We start from the raw sequence: 21,191 nt of genomic DNA, 5'->3' as shown, positions 1-21,191 counted from the left end.
CCTGCATGTATGGTCGGGCTTTCCCGAAACTTCATGATCCGTTTGGGCTATACGCGCGCTCTTACGCCACCGCGTAGTCGCGCACCTGCATCGGGCTGCTCTGGCTGATCGGCAGGGTGAAGCTGACCGTGGTGCCGTCGCCGGGGGTCGAGACCATCTCCAGGGCGCCGTCGTGCATCTCGACCAGCGACTTGGTCAGCGCCAGGCCAAGGCCGGTGCCCTGCGTGGTCTTGGAGTGCTGGCTTTCCACCTGCTCGAACGGGCGGGCGAGGCGGGCCAGGTCCTCGGCGGCGATGCCGATGCCGGTGTCGGTGACCGAGACCTTCACGCGCTCGCCCAGCGGGTCGCGGCGAATCTCGGCGCGCACGGTGACGCGGCCCTGGCGGGGGGTGAACTTGATGGCGTTGCTCAGGAGGTTCAACAGCACCTGCTTGACCGCGCGATAGTCGGCCTCGATCTCGGGCAGGGGCGGGAAGTCGACCTCCAGCTTCAGGCCCGCCGCCTCGGCGCGGTTACGCACCAGGCGCACGGCGTCCTCGGTGACGTCTTCCAGGTGCAGCGGCTCGAACTTCAGCGCCATCTTGCCGGCCTCGATCTTCGACATGTCGAGGATGTCGTTGATCAGGGCCAGCAGGTGCTGGCCGCTGTTGTGGATGTCGAGGCTGTAGCCCTTGTAGCGCTGGTCGCCCAGCGGGCCGAACATCTCGTTCATCATGATCTCGGAGAAGCCGTTGATGGCGTTCAGCGGCGTGCGCAGCTCGTGGGACATGTTGGCCAGGAACTCGCTCTTGGCCTTGTTGGCGCCCTCGGCCTTGACCTTCTCCATCTCGTACTTGCGGGCCAGCTCGGCCAGCTGTTCCTGGCTGCGCTCCAGGCCGGTGACGGCGTTCTGAAGCTGCTCCTCGTTGCGGCGGCGGGCTTCTTCCTGGGTCTTGATGGCGGTGATGTCGGCCGCGGTCATGACCAGGCCGCCCTCGGCCGTGCGGCGCTCGCTGATCTGGATCCAGCGGCCGTCGTTCAGCTCGGCCTCGCGCACGCCCTTGGCGCCGGTCGGGTCGGGGATCTCCTGGCGGATGGCCAGGGCCGCGAAGCGATTGACCTCGGCGCGGGCCGCGCCGGGCTTGAGGATCTTGGGCTCCAGCGAGAAGACGCTGCGGTAGTTCCTGTTGCACATCAGCAGGCGGCCCTGGCGATCCCAGAGCACGAAGGCCTCCGACACGCTTTCGATGGCGTCGCGCAGACGGTTCTCGGCGGCCTGGGCGCGGGCCTGGGCCAGACGTTCCTCGGTGACGTCCAGGGCCACGCCGATGATCCGCGAATAGCCGTCCTCGCCGGGCTTGCCGAAGCCCTGGCCGCGGGCGTCCACCCAGATCGAGCGGCCGCCGTGCTCGCGGGCGGGAATGCGGAACGACACGTCGAAAGCGCCGAACTGGGCGGCGTTGGCCAGGGCCTGGCGCACCCGGTCGCGGTGGTCGGCCGAGATCCGCTCGACCAGGTCCTGGCCGGGCGCGACGCCGCCGCCGCCCCAGCCGAACATCGCGCCGGTGACGTCGGACATGTAGACCTCGTCCGAACGCAGGTCCCATTCCCAGATCCCGCAGCGGGCGGCCTCGACGGCCAGGCGGAAGCGCTGCTCGCTGTCGATGAACTCGCGCTGGGCGGCCTCGGCGCGGCGGCTTTGCAGCATCAGGATCAGGGCCAGGGCGATGCCGGCGGCCAGCGGGATCAGCAGGGCCAGCGCCCCCTCCATCAGCCGGCGATCCACATTGGCGACGGTGTGGCTGGGCGTGCTGACGGCCGAGATCAGGGCGCCTTGCGCCAGGGGCTCGAAAGCGACGTCGAGGCTGGAGCCGTCGACGCCCCGGCCGGTGAGGGCGGCCGCGCCGCCCTGCAGGTCCTCGACGGAAAGAGTGTAGGCCTGGCTCAGGCTGGCGGCGCCCTGCACCGCGCGGCCGGCCCCGACCAGCAGGCCGCCATCGGCCAGGAACAGGGCCACCGAGCGCTCCTTGCCCGGCTCGCCCAGCAGGCGCGAGGGATCGCCGGCGGCGACCACGTAGCCGCGGCCGGCGCTGGTCTGGGCGGCCATGGCGACATAGAGGCGGCCGCTGCGGCCGACGCCGCCCACCCAGACGCTGCGGCCCGAAGCGGCGGCGGCCTTGGCGGCCATGCGCCAGTCGGTGGAAGGATCGCGGCCCGCGACGGCCAGAACCTCGGTGTTGGTGGTCACGGCCACGGCCATGGCTTCGCCGCCGGCGGCGCGCAGGGCGGTCTCGGCCGCGTCCATGCCGGAGGTCGGATCGCGTTCCAGAAGGTCGGCGGCGGCCGATAGGCCCGCGCGCTGGGCCGCCAGATTGGTCTCGACCTTGCCTGCCAGGATCTGGGCTTCGGCGGCCAGGGCCGCGCCGCCGGGAGGCGAGGACGCCTCCTTCTGCAGCTTGTGGGCCCCCAGAGCGGTGTAGACGGCCAGCAGCAGAAGCGCGGCCAGAATGACGATGCGGACATAGGCCTGCGACGACCCGGCGGCGCGCATGCGGGCCGCGCCCGCAGCCGAAAGTCCGGCCTTCGCCGGCCTTCCGGGTTTCGCCCCGCCAATTCGCAACGCCGATTGCTCCGCAGCACCCCAGGGCCGACCCGACATGGGCAGGCCCGATTCAGACGGCGAGTCAGTTCGCCGACTATGGTGAATCTACCGTACCCGTTCGTGCGCCGTCACCCGGGGGAGAGGCGAATAAGCGGGGGATGAGCGCTTTGGTCGCAACCGTTGCGCGGAGGAATCACCCCAGGCTCTCGCCAGGAGCGCGTCCTTCTCCCCTTGCGGGAGAAGGTGGCGGCGAAGGCCGTCGGATGAGGGGTCTCTCAGAACGTCCAGCTTCCGCGCCAAGTCGGTCGGCTGTGGCGGTGGAGATGCCTTTCGACCCCTCACCCGACCCCGCATGCGCGGGGCCACCCTCTCCCGCAAGGGGAGAGGGCGTGCACACCTACTCCAGCGCCCGCGTCGCCAGTTCCAGCACGTTCTTCGACAGGCCCGGCGCGGCCTTCACCCGCTCCAGTTCGCGGCGCATCAGCTCGCCCAGGGCCGGGACATAGCGCCGCCAGCCGCCCAGGGGCTCGACCAGGCGCGCCGCCGTCATCGGGTTGAAGCCGTCGACGGCCAGGATCTGGTCGGCCAGGAAGCGGTAGCCCGCGCCGCTGGGGTCGTGGAAGCGGGCCGGGTTGGCGCTGGCGAAGCCCTGCACCAGGGCCCGGAAACGATTGGGGTTGCCGGCGTCGAAGTCGGGGTGCGCGGTCAGGGCCAGCACCCGCCCGAGCGCGTTCGGCGACGGATCGCGGGCCTGGACCGAAAACCACTTGTCCAGCACCAGCGGCTCGTGCCGCCACTTGGCGTGGAAGGCGGCCAGCGCCGTCTCGCAAGGCTCGCCGCCGACGGCCAGCAGGGCCGAGAGGCCGCCCATGGCGTCGGTCAGGGCCGAGGCGGCTTCGAAGTGGCCGACGATACGCTGCACGTTGTCGGCGTGCGGATCGGCGGCCAGCAGGTCGACGCAGGCGTTGCGCAACGCCCGGCGGCCGGCCGAGGCGGCGTCCGGCGAAAACTCGCCGTCGCCCTGCATGGCGCCGTGGATGCGCGCCAGTTGCTCGCCCAGGTGTACGGCGATGCGGGCGCGCAAGAGCCCGCGCGCCTCGTGGATCGCCACCGGGTCCGCCGGATCGACGGCCAGGGCCAGGTCGCCTTCGCTGGGCAGGGCCAGCAGCAAGGCCTTGAAGGCCGGATCGGCGTCCGGATCGTCCAGCGCCCGGCCCAGGGCCTGCGCGTAGCGCTCCTCGCCGACCTCGTCGGGCGTTCCGGCGGCGCGACCCAGGATAAGTCCCCGAGCCAGGCCCTGACCGGCTTCCCAGCGGTTGAAGAGGTCCGGATCGGCGGCGAACAGCACATAGGCGTCGGCGGGGCGCGCGTCCGTGGTCAGGGTCACCGGGGCCGAGAAGCCGCGCAGGGCCGAGATCACCGGCGCTTCCGCAACGCCCTCCCAGCGGACCGTCAGGCTCTCGCCCTCCAGCACCACCACCTCGCTGTCGCGGATGGCGCGGCCGTCCTGGGCCAGCAGGCCGATGGTGACCGGGATCGGCAGGGCCTTCTTCACCGGCTGGCCGCTGGTGGGGGCGGTCTTCTGGGTCAGGGTGATCGACAGGACCTTGGCGGCTGCGTCATAGGCGTGGGTCAGCGACACCGAAGGCGTGCCGGCCTGTTCGTACCAGGCGAAGAAACTGGTCAGGTCACGCCCCGAGGCCTCGGCGAAGCAGGCGATGAAGGCCTCGACCGTAGTGGCCTCGCCGTCGTGGCGCGTAAAATAGAGATCAAGGCCGGCCCGGAACGCGTCCGCGCCCAGGATGGTCTTCAGCATGCGGATGATTTCCGCGCCCTTCTCGTAGATGGTCGCGGTGTAGAAGTTGTCGATCTTCAGATAGCTCGACGGCCGCACGGCGTGGGCCAGCGGGCCGGCGTCCTCGGCGAACTGCCGGGCGCGCAGGGCCTTGACGTCCTTGATCCGCTGCACGGCCGCGCCGCGCATGTCGGCGCTGAACGACTGGTCGCGGAAGACCGTCAGGCCCTCCTTCAGGCACAGCTGGAACCAGTCGCGGCAGGTGATGCGGTTGCCAGTCCAGTTGTGGAAGTACTCGTGGGCCACGACGCTCTCGATGCGCTCGTAGTCGAAGTCGGTCGCCGTCTCCGGCTCGGCCAGCAGGAGCGAGCTGTTGAAGATGTTCAGCCCCTTGTTCTCCATGGCCCCGAAGTTGAAGTCGCGCACGGCCACGATCATGAAGAGGTCCAGATCGTACTCGCGGCCGAAGGCCTCCTCGTCCCACTTCATCGAACGCTTCAGGGCGTCCAGCGCATAGGCCGCGCGCGAGGCCTGGCCCGGATCGACGAACACCTTCAGAGCCACGGTGCGGCCGCTCATGGTGACGAAGCTGTCCTCCAGCACGTCCAGTCGTCCGGCCACCAGGGCGAACAGGTAGGCGGGCTTGGGGAAGGGGTCGTTCCAGACGGCGTAGTGGCGGCCGTTGCCGAGCTGCCCGGCCTCCATCAGGTTGCCGTTGCTCAGCAGGTGCTCGAACGCCTGGTCAGCCTCGATCCGCACGGTGTAGCGCGACAGCACGTCCGGCCGGTCGGGGAAGAAGGTGATGGTGCGGAAGCCCTCGGCCTCGCACTGGGTGCAGAACCGGCCGCCCGACATGTAGAGGCCCATCAAGGCCTTGTTTGCCGACGGATCGATCTCGACCTGCGTGACCAGCTCGAAGGCGTCGGGGACCTCGGCGATCACCAGCCGCTCGTCGTCCAGCACGTACTGGTTGGGGCTCAGAGCCTGGCCGTCGATGGCGATCGACTTCAGCGCCAGCCGCTCGCCGTTCAGCGCCAGGGCCTCGCCGGCGTCGCCCGTGCGGCGCACCTTCAGGGTCGCCGTCACCCGCGTGGCGGACGGCTCCAGCTGGAAAGACAGATGCGTCGTCTCGATCTCGAACGGGAACGGGCGATAGTCGGAGAGCCGGATCGGCTGGGGCGTTTCGGTGCGCATCACGGCAATGTAGTCGCCCGCCCGCGCGACGGCGAGGCCGGCGGTTGCGCGACTTGTCGATTTATCGGTTAAGTTACGAAGCTCAGCCGGAGGTTACAGTCGTGTCCGATGCCCTTGCCGACAATCCTCGCCGGACGACGCTGGGCCGTCGGATCGTCATCCTGGGCTGGGCGATGCTCCTGGCGCTGGCGACCTGCCTCGCGGGTGCGGCCGTGATTACGGTTCGCGGGACCTTCGGTGTTTTCATTCTGGGCTTTTGGCCCCTGGCCTCCCTGGTTGCGACCGTGGCCGTGTTCGTGACCTACGCCTTGCTGGTTCGGCTGGCCGAAGGGCGCTGGCCGTCCGAGTTGACGCTAAAAGGCGCAGGTCGCGAATTGGGGCAAGGGCTGGCGCTGGCCATACTCGCCTTTGGTCTGTTGATGGGCTTGCTGACGCTGAGCGGCGCCATTGTCTGGCGCCCCCTGGCGTCCGCCGATTGGCGTTGGGCGCTGACGAACGGTCTGACCCAGGGCGCGTTCGGTGGCCTGCTGCTAGGGCTGGTGGCGCAGGGGGCTATCGCGCGGCTGGGCTCCCTGGCGCTCCTGCCGGTCGCGGGCGTCGTGCTCGCGGCCCTGACGGCCGCCTGGCTGGTGGCGCCCGAGTGGGTGCTTCCGCCGATCCAGCGCGTGAACGCGGCGCTGGGCGGAGCCGTGCTCGGCCTTCTTTGGCTGCGTCGTCGGACGCTGTGGCTGGGACTTGGCCTGTCGATGGGATGGGGCGCGTTGTCGGGCGCCGTCATCGGCAGCTATGCGCTGGATGATTCCACAGAGGCGTCGATCTATGAACCGGGGCGAGGCGTGCTGATAGCCTGGCTGAAAGGGACGGAGGGTCCGGAAGCTTCGATCATGCTGCTGGCGGGCTGCGTCCTCGCTGTCGCCTTCCTGACCTGGCGGGCCTGGAAAGAGGGCTGCTTCTCGAGGGCTTGAGCCTGATCAATGTTCGGGTGCGCGGGCGGGCGCATCACCCCTGGCGACGCCTCGATGCGTCGCGTTCCAAGGGGATAAGACATGACCGCCCGCCGCCTCGCCCTCATCGCCGGTCTGACGCTGGCCGCCGTCGCCACGGGCGCACAGGCCCAGGAAGCCTTCACGCCCGCCGGCAAGGGGACCTGGCAGGTCAACCTGCGCGCCACCAGCGTCTCGCCCGACGCGGGCGATCCGATCGTCACCGCGGCCGGCGCGGTCAGCGGCCTCAAGGCCGACGTCAAGGACGACGTGATGCCGACGCTGGGCGTCTCTTACTTCCTCACCGACAAGCTCGCCATCGAGGTGATCGCCGGCACGACCCAGCACACCGTCAAGGCCGTGGGGCCGGGGACCGACGTCGTCGTGCACAAGACCTGGGTGCTGCCGCCGGTGGTCTCGGCCCAGTACCACTTCGCGCCCAAGGCCCGCTTCAACCCGTATGTCGGCGCAGGGCTGAACTACATGCTGTTCTACAGCGGCAAGGACAGGAACGGCTTCACCGTCGATCTCGACGACGGCTTCGGCTACGCGCTGCAGGCGGGCGCCGACATCGCCGTGAAGGGCCCCTACGTCGTCAATCTCGACGTCAAGAAGGTGTGGTTCGAGACCGACGCCAAGATCAATGGCGGCGCCCTGAAGTCGAAGGTCAACCTCGACCCGATGGTGGTGTCGGTGGGCGTCGGCCGGCGGTTCTAGCCGCTGGAGATCCCGGAACTCCCGTCATTCCCGACCTTGTGGCGGGAAGTCCCAGGGGCGGTGGGCGATCACCATTTCCAGGCGTGCATGCTCGGGCTTTCGTGGCCCAGGTGCTTGAGTATCGCCCCCAACCGATAGTCCACGACCAGATCGTTGTAGCGGCCGCCGCCATCGATGGCGTTCCCGCCGGAAAAGAAGCTGTCCTTGGCGCGGGCGGCATAGGCCCCGTCCGCCGAAGACACCAGGGCGGCGAGCCCGGCGGCGTTCGGTCCGGCTTTCAGGATCTCGAAGTAGCCCTTGTAGGAGCGCGCCGCCAACGCCTGCCGCTTCACGGCGCCGAGCCTGGCGATCCCCTCCTGGGCGCCGTTTGCGGCCTCGCCGCGGATCTCGGCGGCCAGTAGACGATCAAGATGGAGATCCTCGGCCTCCCCGGGCTCGCCATCGAGGGCGAAGGCGAAGCCTCGCCCGATCAGCGACGCGACGAGGCAAGCAGCGCCCAGCGGCAGGCGCGCGATGCTGTCGCCCCTGTCGACCAGCGCCTGGCAGAAGTCGCTGAGGTCGTCGACGGCCTCGACGAAGTACGGTTTTGGGTTTTCGCCTCCGCGCCAGGCGATCAGCCCCAGTTCCACATTGTACCGGAAGATGTCCCCGGCGTTCTGCAGGAAAAGCTCGAGGTTATCCCTGACCTTCGGGGTCTGGATGATCTCTCGCGCATCGGCCAGCCACTGGTGTCGAAGCGCTATGATTTTTTCCAGCATGCAGGCCTCTGGCGGGTCGCGTGATCCGGCCACTTTATCTCGCTAAGGTCGCATTTCCATCCCGGATCAACGGAAGGGTTGGGGCGGCTCAGCCCTCCACCGACCCGCTCGCCGCCGGGGTCTCGTGCAACTCGCGCTCGATGGCCGCGGCCTTCTGGGCCAGGGCCAGCAAGGCGGGGGGCGCGTCCTCGGGATGGTCGCCGACCAGGGTCATGATCTCGCGCGACAGGGCGTGCAGGCGCGGGGCGGCGGCGATCAGCCTGGCCTGGAACTCGATCTTGCGCGGGTCGCGGTCGTATTCGGCCCCCGGCGTGCGCCAGCCGCCCCAGTCGTTGGGATCGGTGACCACCACCGGATAGGTGCCGGGGAAGGGGTGGTGCAGGCAGTCGCTTTCCTGCTGCCACTTGTTGCGCGCCCGCAGGACCCGCCAGTTGGACAGGACGCCGCCTTCCTGCGGATCCATCTTGTCCTCGGGCTTCAGCTCATGGGCCAGGAACTCGCGGCCCAGGCCCACGTCGTAGGTCACCCGCACCGGCTCGTCGAAGCCCTTGGCCCAGATGGGCACGATCCTCTCGATCGTCGCCCAGGCGCCGACGCTCTCGACCCAAACCTTCTGGTTCCGCTGGAAGACGGTCTTGGCCATGGGATCTCGAACGGCTCCAAATAATCGGCGGCCATAAGAACCTGAAATTCTTGACGCCGGGTCAATCTTTCCACGCACGTAAACGTGGTTCATCGTCGTTTCCAACGGCCGTCGACAAGAGCGGCCAAGGGAGAAAACGGCCGTGGATTTCGACTATTCCGACGACCAGAAGTTCCTCAAGGACGAGGCCCGCAAGTTCCTCGGCGGCCGCTGTCCGCCCGCGGTGGTGCGCGGCGTGCTCGACGATCCGGCCAAGAGCTATGACGCGCCCCTGTGGGCCGCCGTGGCCGAGCAGGGCTGGCTGGGCGCGGCCATCCCCGAGGAGCACGGCGGCCTGGGCCTTGGCCGTGTCGAGCTGTGCGCCATCGCCGAGGAGCTGGGCCGCGCCGTCGCCCCGATCCCCTTCGCCTCCACCGTCTACATCCTGGCCGAGGCCGTCATGGCCCACGGCACGGCCGCCCAGCAGGCCGCCATCCTGCCTCGCGTCGCCGCCGGCGCGCTGATCGGCGCCCTGGCCGTCAGCGAGGGCCCCGGCGTGCTCACCCCCTCGGCCCTGTCGGCCCGGGTGGAGGGCGGCAAGCTTTCCGGCGTGAAGATCCCCGTCACCGACGGCGACATCGCCCACGTCGCCATCGTGCTGGCCAATGAGGGCGGCAAGCCTGGCCTCTTCCTAGTCGATCTGACCGGCGCTGGCGTGAAGCGCGAGACGCTCGAAAGCCTGGACCCCACCCGCAGCGTCGCGCGCCTCACCTTCGACGGCGCGGCCGCCGAGCGGCTGGGCGGGGCGGGCGAGGGCTTCGACCTCGTGCAGGCCATCCTCGACCGCGCCGCCGTGCTGCTGGCCTTCGAACAGCTGGGCGGCGCCGACCGCTGCCTGGAGATGGCCAAGGAATACGCGCTTGGCCGCTACGCCTTTGGCCGGGTGATCGGCGGCTACCAGGCCATCAAGCACAAGCTGGCCGACATGTACGTCAAGAACGAGGTCGCCCGCTCCAACGCCTATTACGGCGCCTGGGCCCTCAATGACGACGCGCCCGAACTGCCCACGGCCGCCGCCGCCGCCCGCATCGCCGCTTCCGAAGCCTTCTGGTTCGCCAGCAAGGAAAGCGTCCAGGTGCACGGTGGCATGGGCTTCACCTGGGAGGTGGACTGCCACCTCTACTACCGCCGCTCGCGGCAGCTCTCCCTGGTCGCCGGTTCGCCGAGGCTCTGGAAGGAGCGGCTGGTCAGCGAGCTCGAAAAGAAGAACGCGGCTTGAGCCCCGCGATCCCTCTCCCCTTGCGGGAGAGGGTGGCCCGAAGGGTCGGGTGAGGGGTCTCTCAGACCTTTCCGGATCGGCCTTTCAACCCCTCATCCGTCGGCTTTCGCCGACACCTTCTCCCGCAAGGGGAGAAGGAAGGAGATCCAAGATGGACTTCAACGACTCCCCCACAGAAGCCGCCTACCGCGAGAAGGCCCGCGCCTGGCTGGTCGAGGCCGCCGCCGCCCACCGCGCCGAGCATGGCGAGCCCAAGGCCAACACCCCCGAGCACATGGCCGCCGCCAAGGCATGGCAGGCCCGCAAGGCGGCCGCCGGCTACGCCTGCATCACCTGGCCCGCCGCCGTGGGCGGTGGCGGCGGCACGCCTATAGAGTCAGTGATTTTCGGCCAGGAAGAGGGCAAGGCCGGCGTCGCCTACGGCTACTTCACCATCGGCCTGGGCATGTGCGTGCCCACGGTCATGGCCTTCTCCGACACCGACACCAAGAAGCGCTTCGTATCCCCCGCCGTGAAGGGCGAGGAGATCTGGTGCCAGCTGTTCTCCGAACCGGCCGGCGGCTCCGACGTGGCGGCCCTGCGCACCCGCGCGGTCAAGGACGGCGACGAGTGGGTGATCAACGGCCAGAAGGTCTGGACCACCGGCGCCCACTACAGCGACTTCGGCATCCTGCTGACCCGGACGGATCCCGACGTGCCCAAGCACAAGGGCCTGACCATGTTCTGGATCGACATGCGCGATCCGGCCGTCGAATGCCGCCCCATCCACCAGATGTCGGGCGGGCGCGAGTTCAACGAGGTCTATTTCAGCGACCTGCGGGTCAAGGACAGCCAGCGCCTGGGCGAGGTCGGGCAGGGCTGGCAGGTGGCTCTGGTCACCCTGATGAACGAGCGCCTGGCCGTCGGCGGCTCGGCCGGGCCCAACTACCGCGAGGTGATGGAACTGGCCCGCGCCCTGCCGGGCGAGGACGGTCCGGCCCTTTCCAACGACGCCTTCCGCGAGAAGCTGGCCGACTGGTTCGTGGCCTCGCAAGGGCTGAAGTTCACCCGCTTCCGCACCATGACCGCCTTGTCGCGCGGCCAGACCCCGGGCCCGGAAAGCTCGATCGGCAAGATCATCTCGGCCAACCAACTTCAGGACCTTGCCAACACGGCCGTCGAGATGCAGGGCGAGTACGGCGTCCTCATTGGCCCCGAAGCCGCCGCCGGTGCGGCCTTCCAGCAAAGCCTGATGTGGGCGCCTGGCCTGCGCATCGCCGGCGGCACCGACGAGATCCTCAAGAACATCATCGCCGAACGGGTCCTGGGCCTGCCGGGCGACGTGCGGGTCGACAAGGACGTGGCGTTCAAGGATATGCCGACGGGAAGGTGAGGGGGAGAGGCAGGGGTGTAGGGGGCGAGGTGGCGACGCTAGAACGCCATTAGCCAGAGATCTGAAATCTTGCCGTCGTCGCGAACCTGAAGACCGCCTATCACCCTCTGGCTCGGCCAGCTCAGCTCGAACATGGCGCTATTTACTTCGCCCACGCGCTCCTCACGTGTGACGACGAAGGTCCTTGGGGGGCCGAGGCGCGCGAGACTCTCCCGATAGTCGGCCAGGACCTCGGGCGTGAGATAAGCGCTAGCTTCGGGCGTGAGGCGACGTCGATCGACGTCGCCTGCGCGTAGTTGGGATAAAGAGCGCCGGATCAGCGGTGAGGGCGGTTTGGCGATTTTCTTGCCTTCGTCATAGGCGCCTGGGCGGGGGAAGGCGGCAGGCAGCAGCAGCCTCTCGATACCGTCGACAATCTCCGGCACGACCATGCCGAACTCGGCGTTACTGGTCACGACGATGGCGACGCCGTCATCTGGGTAAATCCGGCTTTCGGTGATGACGCCAGGTGCGAAACCATTGTGATGAACGCGACGATGGCCAACCACACCATCTACATAGAGCCCCAGGCCATATCCTGAGCCTTTGCCGGTTGTGAGCATCGTCTCCCGCATCATTGCGTCATAGGAGGTAGGTGACAGGAGAGTGCGGCTGAGGACGCTGGCGTCCCAGCGCGCAAGGTCGGTTGCGCTCATGGAAAGGCCTCCAGCACCATAGGCCCAGCCTCGGGCAGCCGGCTCGGTCAGCCGTGCGGGCCCCAGTAGGTTACGGCCATAGCGGTTGGCGTCTTGTCTGGTCGGTGGCGAGGTCTCGTTGTCGATGGCGCTGGTCATGCCGAGCGGTATGAAGATCCGCTCGGTCAATACTTGGGCGAGCGGGCGGCCCGATACAGTTTCGACGATGCGTCCGGCGATCGCGTAGTTGGTGTTGCTGTAGTCCCAACTTGAGCCCGGCTCGAAGGCTAGTGGCATTGCCCCCCAGCGGTCGACGATGGCCTGTGGCGCAATGGGGCGGCGGCGTTCCTCAGCCGTATCCTGCCATGAGTCACGATAGCCCGCTTCGTGAGACAGCAGGTGCCGGACAGTAACCTTCTCCGCGCCGGAAACATTCGGGAAGAAGCGTCCAATCTTGTCATCGAGGGACAGCTTGCCGTCCTGGACCATCAGCAGCACCGCCGCTGCCGTGAACTGCTTGCTGACCGAGCCGATGTCGTAGCGGGTCTCCGGCGTCGCCGGTTGCATAAGAGCGAGGTTGGCTAGGCCAAACGCTTCAGCATAGGCCAACTGGCCATCGACGACGACTGCCACCGAGGTCGATGGAGCAGGGGATTTGGAGCGCGCCTCCGTGACGATGGCCCGAATGCGGATCTTCTGGTCCGGAGTAAGCGGTGAGGCCATGGCGGAGGCCGTGATCATTGCTAAGCACAGCCCGAGAACGATCTTCATCGCTTCCCCCTCATCCCGGTATCACATATGTAGTTTGCGAGTGTCACAAGTGTAAAACGACAAGTCAACATGCAATCTATGAGGGTTTTTTCCTTGGTGCGCCAATGCTCGTCGGCTTCGACGAAGGGTGATTTCCGGCATGGAGGGTGAATAGAATCGATACGGCTTCAGCGGGCTGAACTACGATGCGGCGACTGAATGCTGGGTTGGGAAAACCGTGAAAATACACATACTTCCTCGCCCGCACCTCCCCAAAACCCGTCCCATTTCAGGCACGTCAAACAAGAGTTGATGAACGTCGGTCGACGAGCTTGACAGTCTCGCTTCCGGCGGCTCATGAACGGGTTTCCGATCATGGTTAACGGCGTGCTGGAGGGGGAGCGATGCACGAGGCCGGCGATGCTGTTGCGCTCCTCCGCAGGCTGAGGCGCGCGGGCGTCCATCTCCTCGACAATCGCCATAGGATCGCGCGTCGCACGCCGCTGGGCGTGGTGGCGGCGCTGGCCGTGCTGCCGCTGTTCGGCTGCGACTTCTCCGCCCCGCAGCTGTTCGCCAAGCGGGCCACGGCCTGCCCGCGCCCGCAGGTGGCGCAAGGCGGCTCGGGCCAGTTCAACCAGCAGCAGATCGAGATCCGCAACCTGCGCCAGGGCGGCTTCCGGGGCGACTTCTTCGCCCAGCTGGAGCTGGCGCGCCGCTACGAGGGCCAGCGCAGCAGCGACAAGAACCTCGACGATCCGGTCGAGGCGGCCGCCTGGTACGCCATGGCCCTGGCCAATCCGTCCGGCTACGCGCCGATCGCCGCCTACGAGCCGCGCGGCAAGCCGGGCAAGGCCGTCTCGCGCTTCGACGACTGCCGCGCCTATGAGCGCCACGCCGCTTATGGCGCTCTCGACCGCCAGCTGTCGCGGATGTCGACAGAGGAGCGGGAGCAGGTCAGGAACCGGGTGATCTACATCCTGTCGACGCAAGGCGCCGACGGCTATCGCACCCTGGCGCGGATGCACGACGGCTATTTCGGACCCTATGGCGAGCCGTCCGACAACCTCCAGGCCGTCGAGGCCTATGGCGACCGCCGCCACGTGGGCGCGCCGGCGGCGCTGGATCTCTTCCGCCGCAACGACATCGACGCCTATCTCTACAACTACCTGGCGGTGCAGACCGGCGACGTGTCGGCCTATGTCATGCTCAAGGACTTCGAGCGCTCCTCGCCACAGCGGGCCTCGTACGGAACCTTCGTCGAGACCAAGGCCAAGCGCTGGATCCCGCCATACGAGTTCTATCCGCCGGACTCGCCGGATTCCGGCGTGCCCCACTCGGACGAGAGCGATCCGGCCGGCGAGGCCAAGGAGGCGGCGCTGGCCCGCCTGCACGAGCTGCCGTTCGTGCACATCGGCGAGGCGCTGTCCTATCTGCGGATCATCCCCGCGCCGCTGCTCGACGAGCGGCTGCTTTCCCTCAACGACGCCCAGACCTTTCAGGCCTCGATCGGCCGCCCGACCACCGGCCGCCTGTCGCCGATCGAGAAGGTGAGGGCGGTGCAGTACGCGGCCGTCAACGGCTCGTCCAAGGCCCAGCTGGTGCTGGCGGTGATGTACTCCGAAGGCGTCGGCGTGCCGCGCGACTACGCCCGCGCCTACCACTGGTACGAGGAGGCCGAGCGCCAGGGCTCGCCCGAGGCCAAGTACGCCATGTCGACCTTCTTCTCGCTGGGCCTGCAGGGCGTGGCCGACCAGGACCGCGCCAAGGCGGTGGTCTACCAGCTGGACGCGGCCCTGGCCGGCTTCAAGCCGTCGGCCTGGCGGCTGCAACAGCTGCTGGCCCAGGTCTCGCGCCCGCCGCGCGGCCCGGGCGAGCGGCCTCAGCCCTATGCGGCGCGGGCTTACGTGGCGCCGGCCAGCGCCGGCCCCGTCGACGCCGTGCCGGTCAACGCCGCTCGTCCTGACGCTGAAAGGGACTATCGATGAAGCGCCTCGCCTCCTTCGCGGCGGCTCTCGTCGTCCTGGGCCTCGTGGGCGCCGCGCCGCAGGTCGCCCTGGCCTCGCCCGACGCCAAGGTCGACCAGCAGATCCGCCCGTGTTTCGGCCTTTTGCTCGAGCCCAACCTGTCCAAGGGCTGCGGCGTGCGGCGCCCCATAAAGCGCAAGCCGCCGCGCCGGCCCTACTATCCCGGCGGCGGCTACGGGCCGTACCGCACCGTCGTCGACTGCGACATCGCCTATCCGGGCGAGGTGAACGACGTGCTGGCCCGGCTCTATGAAGGCGACACCCTGACCTTGGTCTCGCGCAACGGCGGCGCCTGCGTGGAGTCGCTCAGCGTCACCCGCTCGGTGTTGATCACCGCCCGCGACTACAGCCCCTCGCGCACCCGGCCGATCCTGGTGGCGCCGGCCGACCAGCCCTGCATCCGCATCGCGCCGGGCGTCGCCTTCGTGGTGTTGCAGAACCTGGGCCTGGAAGCCTCGCGCGGCGGAACCGCCTCGTGCATCGTCGGCCGCGCCACCGAGCTGGCCCTGAAGGGCGTGGTCGTGCGCTACGACGGCGAGGCCTCGGCCATCGACGTCGCCGACAGCCGGGTGGAGATGATCCAGGCGGCCTTCGTCGGACGCACGCGGGCCCCAGTGGTCAAGCTGTCGGGCAGTTTGCAAGCCCAGGACATCGACGTGGCCGCCACCGCCATCGGCATGGCTGTCGAGGCCGGCCGCGACAGCCGCCTGCGCGACATCCGCGTCGTCCGGCTCGGCGACTGGAGCGGCTCCTCGCGCACCCGCAACTCGGCCGGCTTCGTGCTGACCGGCGTCAACCGCGACCAGCTGGTGCAGATCGACGGCCTGGCGACCGACGGCTTCTCGCGCGGCATCTATGTCAGCGGCGGCGAGACCACCCTGCAACGGCCCGTGGTCCGCGACAGCGACTGGGCGGTGGTGCTGGAGGGCGCCGACCTGCGGGTGCTGGACGGTCAACTGGAAGCCGCCGACGTCGGCATCTACGCCGCCTCGGGCGTGGTCTACGCCTCCGATAACGCCATCGCCGGGGTGATGCGCGCGGGCCTGTTCGCCGACAGCGGGGCCCAGATCCGCGCCCGCGACAACCGCGTCTTCGCCCGCCCCGGCGGCTGCGAGGCCCTGGTCACCGGCTATTTCGACGGCGCCCTGACCTGCCGTCCGTGGTTCGAGGCGCCGGAACTGTTCCGCACGCCCCGCGACCGGGCCCGCGCCGACTATGACAGCTACTGGCCGGCCGGCGCGGTGGCCGTTCTGTCGGGGCCGCCGTCGAGCGCCCTGGCCGGCGGTCCCGCCGATCCATACGACGCCTCGGCCGCCGCCGGTGGTCCGGTCGGCCCGCCTGTCGGTCCTCAAGGGAGCCCGCGATGATCCGCCTGCTTGCGTCCAGCGTTCTCGCCGTGGCCCTCGTCGCCGGCGCGGCCCAGGCCCAGCCGGGCGGCCCCGCCAAGCGTCCCGGTCCGCCCGGTCGCGTTCCGTGCGGCGCGCCCCTGACCGGCCAGGCGCCCGACGTCATGACCTACGATCGCGCCACCGGAACCCAGGTGTTCGTCAGCGGCCAGGGCGGGACCGAGGTCTCGGCCTTCAACCAGCGCACCGGCTCGTCGGCCGGCATGCGTGGCGACCTGTCCAGGCCCGGTGTAACGGAGACCTGCGCCTCCGACGCCCTGACCGGCGACGGCTATGCGGTCACCTCGCGCGGGCCGGGCGACATCGCCGTGGTCGGCCGCGACGGCCAGACCGGCGAGCGCTGGGCCATCAAGCGCTCGGACGGCACGACCGAATACTGGGATCCGCGCGGCGAGCATCGCTGCTTCCGCGGCAGCCTGGGCATCTTCCCCGGCGCCCGCGGATGCTGAGCCGCCTCGCTTTGCTGGGCCTGACCGCCGCCGTCCTGGCCGCCTGCACGACCCCGCACGGCCACCGTCCGCCCCCGCCGCCGCACCCGTCGGAAGTCACGCCGCCCCCACCGCCGATCGAAGCGATCCGCCCGAAGGTGTGATCGGCGCTAAGAACCCTCTCTCTGAGAGAGAGGAGGGGCCCGCCGCGAAGCGGTGGGAGGGTGAGAGGTTTCACCATTGGCCGGATGGTCGCGGCCTTTTCCGCTCCCCCGTGTCGTCATCCCGGCCGAAGCGCGCAGCGCGTAGAGCCGGGACCCAAGGGCCGCCGCACCGGGCTTGCGGCCGTCAAGTTGCCGCGCCGTCGACTGAGCCCAGTCCCCCTGGCTCCCGGATAAGCGCTACGCGCTTTCCGGGATGACGACGTGAGCGCTTTTGAGTTTCAGGAGGCTGGGACACTGCCGCGCCCCATCCGGTGAGTTTGTCACCTCTCACCCTCCCATGGCTGCGCCATGGGCCCCTCCCTCTCTCAAAGAGAGAGGGTTCGCTCTAAGGCCCCACGCTCGCCTTCATCTCCGGCGGCTTCCTCCGCATCGTCGCCTGTTCGTAGGCGTAGCCCAGGCTCAGCAGGCGGGCTTCGCTCCAGGCCGGGCCGATGAACGACAGCCCCACCGGGAGGCCCTCGACCAGGCCCATGGGCACGGTCAGGTGCGGATAGCCGGCCACGGCGGGCAGGGTGGTGGCCGAGGCGCCGTAGTGGTCGCCGTTGACGGGGTCGATGGTCCAGGCCGGACCGGTGGTCGGGGCGACGATGGCGACCGCGCCGGTTTCCTTGAGGATCCGGTCGATCCCTTCCGGCCCCGCCAGGCGCTTGGCGTCGGCCTTGGCCTTCAGGTATTCGGGGTCATCGAGGCCTTTGGTCGCTTGCGCCTTCTCGAAGGTCTCCTGGCCGAACCAGCGCAGCTCCTCCGGCGTGGCGGCGTTGAAGGCGATCAGGTCTGCCAGGGTGCGCGGCTTGACCTTCTTCGGATCGGTCGAGGCCAGGTAGGCGGCGATGTCGGCCTTGAACTCGGTGGACAGCACCAGCCCCTCGGCCTTGCCGACCGGGCCCTCGTCGAAGGCCTTGACCTCCACCAGGGTCGCGCCCTGGGCGGCCAGGTCCTTCAGCGCCCGCTCGAACACCGCGTCGGTCTTGGGGGAATCTCCGGTGTAGAACCGCGCCACCGCCAGGGTGACGCCCTTCAGCGACGTCTTCGACAGGCCCGCGGCGTAGTCGACCTTGCGGGCGTCGGCCTCCAGCGTCGCCGGATCGGCGGGGTCGGAACCGGCCATAGCGGTCAGCAGCAGGGCCGCGTCGCGCACCGTGGTGGTCATGGGGCCGGCGGTGTCCTGGCTTTGACTGATCGGCACGACGTGGGTGCGCGAGACGAGGCCCACGGTGGGTTTCAGGCCCACCAGGCCGTTCATGGCCGCCGGGCAGGTGATCGAACCGTCGGTCTCGGTGCCGATCGCGGCCGTCGCCAGGCCCGCCGCCACCGCCGCGCCCGAGCCGCTGGATGAGCCGCAGGCGCTGCGGTCCAGGGCGTAGGGATTGCGGGTCAGGCCGCCGACGGCGCTCCAGCCGCTGGTCGAGCGCGACGAGCGGATATTGGCCCATTCCGACAGGTTGGCCTTGCCCAGCACCACCATGCCCGCCGCCCGCAGCCGGGCGACCAGCGGCGCGTCGCGGCCGGTGACATTGTCCTTCAGCGCCAGCGAGCCGGCGGTGGTGGCCATCGGGTCGAGGGTCTCGATGTTGTCCTTGATCAGGACCGGCAGGCCGTGAAGGGGACCGCGCACCTTGCCCGCCTTGCGCTCGGCGTCGAGCGCCCGGGCGATCTTCAGGGCGTCGGGATTGAAGGCCAGCACGGCGTTGGTCCTGGCGCCGAAGAGGTGCTGCACCATCAGGCGGCCCTGCACGGCGTCCTCGGCGGTCTGCTCGCCGGAGGTCTGCCGCGCCTGCTCGTCGGCGAGGCTCATCTGCGGGCCGACGAAGGCGACGTGCCCGATCTCGTCCTCGGCGTCCTTCGAAAGCGAGGCGAGGAACTCGGCCGGCGTCTCCGCCTTCGGTCGTTCCTGCGCGGCCAGGGCCGGCCCGGCCAGCAGCAGCATCGCCCCGCCGGCCAGCAACAGACGCTTCATCTCCACGATCAATCCCCCTGCCGGATACGAAAACGGCCCCGACCGTGAAGTCGGGGCCGCTTGCCGATCACTCGCCCTTGAGCTTGCGATCGAAGAAGTCGAGATGCGTCTTCATCACGTGCAGACCCTTGGAACGGCTGCGGATGACGCTGTGGCGCTCGCCCGGATACAGCATGGTCTCAAAGGCGATCCCCTTCTTCTGCAAGGCCGCCAGCACGCGGGTGCTGTTCTCGAAGATCACGTTGTCGTCGGCCATGCCGTGGATCAGCATCAGGCTGCCGGGCTTGAGCTTGTCGATGCGGCCCAGGAAATCCGAGGCCGCGTAGCCGGCCTTGTTCTCGTCCGGCTTGCCCATGAACTGCTCGGTGTAGTGGGTGTCGTAGAGGCCCCACTCGGTCGGCGGCGCGCCCGAGACGCCGGCCTTGAAGGGCGTGCCCTCGGCGCTCAGCATCATCAGGGTCATGAACCCGCCGTACGACCAGCCCATCACGCCCAGGCGCTCGGCGTCGACGTAGGGCAGGGTCTTCAGGAAGGCCGCGCCGGCGAACTGGTCCTCGACCTCGACCGTGCCCATGCGACGGTCCAGCGCCGTCTTGAACGCCGTCGAGCGGTTGGACGAGCCGCGGTTGTCGAGCTTGAACACCACGTAGCCGGCATTGGCGAAAGCCTCGTCGTTGACACCCCAGCTCTTGGTCACGCGCTGGGCGTGCGGGCCGCCATAGACCGAGACGATCACCGGATACTTCTTGGCCGCGTCGAAGTTCGCCGGCTTCAGCAGCGAGTAGTGCAGCACCTGGCCGTCGGCGGCCTTCAGCGTGCCGAACTCCGGAACCAGGTGGTCGGCGGCATAGGGCGCGTAGGGGTGGGCGGCGTCGAGCTTGTTTTCCTCGATCCAGCGCACGCGCTTGCCGGCGGTGTCGTAGAGCGCCGTCTGCGGCGGGGTCTTCGGGTCCGAGTAAGAGCCGACGAAGGCGCCGGTGGCGGCGACCTTGGCGGTCCACCAGCCGCCCGCCGGGGTCATGGCCTTGGGCGCGGCGGGCTTGGCGTACGAAACCGAATAGAGCCGGCGCTCGATCGGCGTGTCGATCGAGGCGCCGAAGAACACCAGGCCGCGCTTCTCGTCGACGGCCTCGACCTTGTCGACCGGCCAGTCGCCCTTGGTCACTTGCGCCAGCAGCTTGCCGTCGGCGGCGTAGTGATAGAGGTGCTTGTTGCCCGACTTCTCCGACGACCACAGGAACGAGCCGTCCGCCAACGGACGGAAGTCGTCGTGCAGTTCCACCCAGTGCGGGTCCGTCTCGGTCAGGATCGTCTTGCCCTGGCCGCTGGCCGGGCTGAAGGCGATCAGGTCGAGGGTCTTCTGGTCGCGGCTCTGGCGCTGGACATAGAGGGTCTTGCCGTCCTTGGCCCAGGCCACGCGGGCCAGATAGATGTCCTTGTCGGCGCCCAGGTCGATCTGCACCACCTTGCCCGAGGCCAGGTCCTTGACGAACAGGTCGACGATGGCGTTCGGCCGGCCGGCGCGGGGATAGCGCTGGTCGATCACGGTCGCGCCCGCCGGGCCGATGTCGGCGCGCGGCACGATGTCGACGCCGCTCTCGTCGACGCGGGTGTAGGCGATCAGGCGCTCGTCGGGCGACCACCAGTAGCCGGTGTCGCGGTCCATCTCCTCCTGGGCGATGAACTCGGCCACGCCGAACGACAGGGCGCCCTTGCCCTCAGCGGTCACGGCCGTCTCCTCGCCGCCGGTCAGCGGACGCACATAGAGGTTCTGGTCGCGCACATAGGAGACGAACCTGCCCTTGGGCGAGACCTTGGCGTCGACCTCGTCGCCCGGGGTCTGCGTCAGGCGGGTGACCTTGCCGTCGGCGACGCTGTCCACATAGAGGTCGCCGTCCAGCGGCACGAGCACGAAGCGGCCCTCGCTGTCCCAGCTGTATTCGACGACGCCGCGGGCCAGCACCCGGGCGCGCTCGCGACGGGCCAGCTCGGCTTCCGACAGCGCCTTGTCGCCCGACGACAGGGCGTTGGCGTCGATCAGCCGGTAGGGCTCGCCGCCCTTCACGTCCACCGCCCACAGGTCCTGCACGTTGGCCGCCTCGGGCTTGGCCTTCAGATAGGTCACCCGCTTGCCGTCCGGCGACAGGGCCACGCCCTTGGCGGTCGGACCGTTGATGTCCGGATCGGAGAACAGGCGCTCGGGGGTGAGTTTTTCGGCCATCACGGGAGAGGCCAGGGCGAGACAGGCCGAAAGGGCCATGAGCGAGGGACGGATCATGGCGCGGACGCTAGAGCGCAGCGTGGCCGTTGTCACTAGATCCTCCCCCCGAAGGGGGAGGTGTCGGCAAAGCCGACGGAGGGGGACGTGACTTCCGAGCGGGCGGCTTTCTCGGCGACGGCAGGAAACTTCCCCCTCCGGCCCTTCGG

15 protein-coding genes are annotated in these 21,191 nt (G+C 69.0%); 8 read left to right on the top strand and 7 right to left on the bottom strand.

Going from position 1 to position 21,191, the window contains the following annotated elements:
• Positions 1 to 61: 61 nt before the first annotated feature.
• Both P7A99_RS15910 and pepN read right to left on the bottom strand, forming a co-directional pair.
• Entirely contained in the window at positions 62 to 2,530 is a 2,469-nt protein-coding gene (locus P7A99_RS15910) for an ATP-binding protein (protein WP_431307680.1), read from the bottom strand.
• Positions 2,531 to 2,978: 448 nt separating this feature from the next.
• The gene (gene pepN / locus P7A99_RS15905; protein WP_277794843.1) at positions 2,979 to 5,570 is read right to left on the bottom strand and encodes an aminopeptidase N; all 2,592 of its coding nucleotides are present in this window, start codon (positions 5,568 to 5,570) and stop codon (positions 2,979 to 2,981) included.
• 101 nt (positions 5,571 to 5,671) lie between these two features.
• On the opposite strand from pepN, the gene P7A99_RS15900 reads away from it, so the two are divergent.
• A complete protein-coding gene (locus tag P7A99_RS15900; RefSeq protein WP_277794761.1) occupies positions 5,672 to 6,535 on the top strand; it encodes a hypothetical protein in 864 nt (287 codons plus the stop codon).
• A gap of 81 nt (positions 6,536 to 6,616) precedes the next feature.
• Positions 6,617 to 7,270: an OmpW/AlkL family protein gene (locus P7A99_RS15895; protein WP_277794760.1), complete on the top strand. Its 654-nt coding sequence runs from the start codon at positions 6,617 to 6,619 to the stop codon at positions 7,268 to 7,270.
• Positions 7,271 to 7,338: 68 nt separating this feature from the next.
• Here P7A99_RS15895 and P7A99_RS15890 read toward each other — a convergent pair whose 3' ends face one another.
• On the bottom strand, positions 7,339 to 8,028 hold the full coding sequence (locus P7A99_RS15890; protein ID WP_277794759.1) for a hypothetical protein: 690 nt from the start codon (positions 8,026 to 8,028) through the stop codon (positions 7,339 to 7,341).
• An 88-nt stretch (positions 8,029 to 8,116) separates the two neighbouring features.
• Positions 8,117 to 8,671, bottom strand: a complete 555-nt coding sequence (locus P7A99_RS15885) for a hypothetical protein (protein WP_277794758.1) — start codon at positions 8,669 to 8,671, stop codon at positions 8,117 to 8,119.
• Positions 8,672 to 8,813: 142 nt separating this feature from the next.
• Here P7A99_RS15885 and P7A99_RS15880 point away from each other — a divergent pair, with 142 nt between their 5' ends.
• Both P7A99_RS15880 and P7A99_RS15875 read left to right on the top strand, forming a co-directional pair.
• A complete protein-coding gene (locus tag P7A99_RS15880) occupies positions 8,814 to 9,929 on the top strand; it encodes an acyl-CoA dehydrogenase family protein (protein ID WP_277794757.1) in 1,116 nt (371 codons plus the stop codon).
• Between the two features lie 151 nt (positions 9,930 to 10,080).
• Positions 10,081 to 11,301, top strand: coding sequence for an acyl-CoA dehydrogenase family protein (locus P7A99_RS15875; RefSeq protein WP_277794756.1), 1,221 nt, complete (start codon positions 10,081 to 10,083; stop codon positions 11,299 to 11,301).
• 38 nt (positions 11,302 to 11,339) lie between these two features.
• Here the strand turns inward: P7A99_RS15875 and P7A99_RS15870 are convergent, their stop codons facing one another.
• On the bottom strand, positions 11,340 to 12,746 hold the full coding sequence (locus P7A99_RS15870) for a serine hydrolase domain-containing protein (protein ID WP_277794755.1): 1,407 nt from the start codon (positions 12,744 to 12,746) through the stop codon (positions 11,340 to 11,342).
• A gap of 383 nt (positions 12,747 to 13,129) precedes the next feature.
• Here P7A99_RS15870 and P7A99_RS15865 point away from each other — a divergent pair, with 383 nt between their 5' ends.
• The 4 genes from P7A99_RS15865 to P7A99_RS15850 are packed head-to-tail and all read left to right on the top strand — an operon-like array spanning position 13,130 to position 16,747.
• Positions 13,130 to 14,710, top strand: coding sequence for a tetratricopeptide repeat protein (locus P7A99_RS15865; protein WP_277794754.1), 1,581 nt, complete (start codon positions 13,130 to 13,132; stop codon positions 14,708 to 14,710).
• Positions 14,707 to 16,116 (top strand): hypothetical protein, encoded by a 1,410-nt coding sequence (locus tag P7A99_RS15860; protein WP_277794753.1) that lies wholly within the window; start codon positions 14,707 to 14,709, stop codon positions 16,114 to 16,116. Before P7A99_RS15865 ends, P7A99_RS15860 begins: the two co-directional genes overlap by 4 nt.
• The gene (locus tag P7A99_RS15855; RefSeq protein ID WP_277794752.1) at positions 16,113 to 16,604 is read left to right on the top strand and encodes a hypothetical protein; all 492 of its coding nucleotides are present in this window, start codon (positions 16,113 to 16,115) and stop codon (positions 16,602 to 16,604) included. Before P7A99_RS15860 ends, P7A99_RS15855 begins: the two co-directional genes overlap by 4 nt.
• Positions 16,598 to 16,747 carry a hypothetical protein gene (locus tag P7A99_RS15850; RefSeq protein ID WP_277794751.1) on the top strand — a complete coding sequence of 50 codons (150 nt, stop codon included), beginning with the start codon at positions 16,598 to 16,600 and terminating at the stop codon, positions 16,745 to 16,747. Before P7A99_RS15855 ends, P7A99_RS15850 begins: the two co-directional genes overlap by 7 nt.
• Positions 16,748 to 17,132: 385 nt before the next feature.
• Here the strand turns inward: P7A99_RS15850 and P7A99_RS15845 are convergent, their stop codons facing one another.
• Both P7A99_RS15845 and P7A99_RS15840 read right to left on the bottom strand, forming a co-directional pair.
• The gene (locus tag P7A99_RS15845; RefSeq protein ID WP_347276695.1) at positions 17,133 to 18,764 is read right to left on the bottom strand and encodes an amidase; all 1,632 of its coding nucleotides are present in this window, start codon (positions 18,762 to 18,764) and stop codon (positions 17,133 to 17,135) included.
• 67 nt (positions 18,765 to 18,831) lie between these two features.
• The gene (locus tag P7A99_RS15840) at positions 18,832 to 21,042 is read right to left on the bottom strand and encodes a S9 family peptidase (protein WP_277794750.1); all 2,211 of its coding nucleotides are present in this window, start codon (positions 21,040 to 21,042) and stop codon (positions 18,832 to 18,834) included.
• Between the last annotated feature and the right edge of the window lie 149 nt (positions 21,043 to 21,191).

The sequence above is a fragment of the Caulobacter endophyticus genome, from assembly GCF_029543245.1.
GTDB lineage: Bacteria > Pseudomonadota > Alphaproteobacteria > Caulobacterales > Caulobacteraceae > Caulobacter > Caulobacter endophyticus_A.
The sequence above is the reverse complement of the archived record's forward strand: the minus strand, read 5'-3'. Positions and strand labels throughout refer to the sequence as shown.

Excerpts from the sequence above, each read along its gene's own strand:
- P7A99_RS15910 (WP_431307680.1), bottom strand. The coding sequence starts at position 2,530 with ATGCGCGCCGCCGGGTCGTCGCAGGCCTATGTCCGCATCGTCATTCTG.
- pepN (WP_277794843.1), bottom strand. The coding sequence starts at position 5,570 with ATGCGCACCGAAACGCCCCAGCCGATCCGGCTCTCCGACTATCGCCCG.
- P7A99_RS15895 (WP_277794760.1), top strand. The coding sequence starts at position 6,617 with ATGACCGCCCGCCGCCTCGCCCTCATCGCCGGTCTGACGCTGGCCGCC.
- P7A99_RS15890 (WP_277794759.1), bottom strand. The coding sequence starts at position 8,028 with ATGCTGGAAAAAATCATAGCGCTTCGACACCAGTGGCTGGCCGATGCG.
- P7A99_RS15885 (WP_277794758.1), bottom strand. The coding sequence starts at position 8,671 with ATGGCCAAGACCGTCTTCCAGCGGAACCAGAAGGTTTGGGTCGAGAGC.
- P7A99_RS15875 (WP_277794756.1), top strand. The coding sequence starts at position 10,081 with ATGGACTTCAACGACTCCCCCACAGAAGCCGCCTACCGCGAGAAGGCC.
- P7A99_RS15870 (WP_277794755.1), bottom strand. The coding sequence starts at position 12,746 with ATGAAGATCGTTCTCGGGCTGTGCTTAGCAATGATCACGGCCTCCGCC.
- P7A99_RS15865 (WP_277794754.1), top strand. The coding sequence starts at position 13,130 with ATGCACGAGGCCGGCGATGCTGTTGCGCTCCTCCGCAGGCTGAGGCGC.
- P7A99_RS15860 (WP_277794753.1), top strand. The coding sequence starts at position 14,707 with ATGAAGCGCCTCGCCTCCTTCGCGGCGGCTCTCGTCGTCCTGGGCCTC.
- P7A99_RS15855 (WP_277794752.1), top strand. The coding sequence starts at position 16,113 with ATGATCCGCCTGCTTGCGTCCAGCGTTCTCGCCGTGGCCCTCGTCGCC.
- P7A99_RS15850 (WP_277794751.1), top strand. The coding sequence starts at position 16,598 with ATGCTGAGCCGCCTCGCTTTGCTGGGCCTGACCGCCGCCGTCCTGGCC.
- P7A99_RS15845 (WP_347276695.1), bottom strand. The coding sequence starts at position 18,764 with ATGAAGCGTCTGTTGCTGGCCGGCGGGGCGATGCTGCTGCTGGCCGGG.
- P7A99_RS15840 (WP_277794750.1), bottom strand. The coding sequence starts at position 21,042 with ATGATCCGTCCCTCGCTCATGGCCCTTTCGGCCTGTCTCGCCCTGGCC.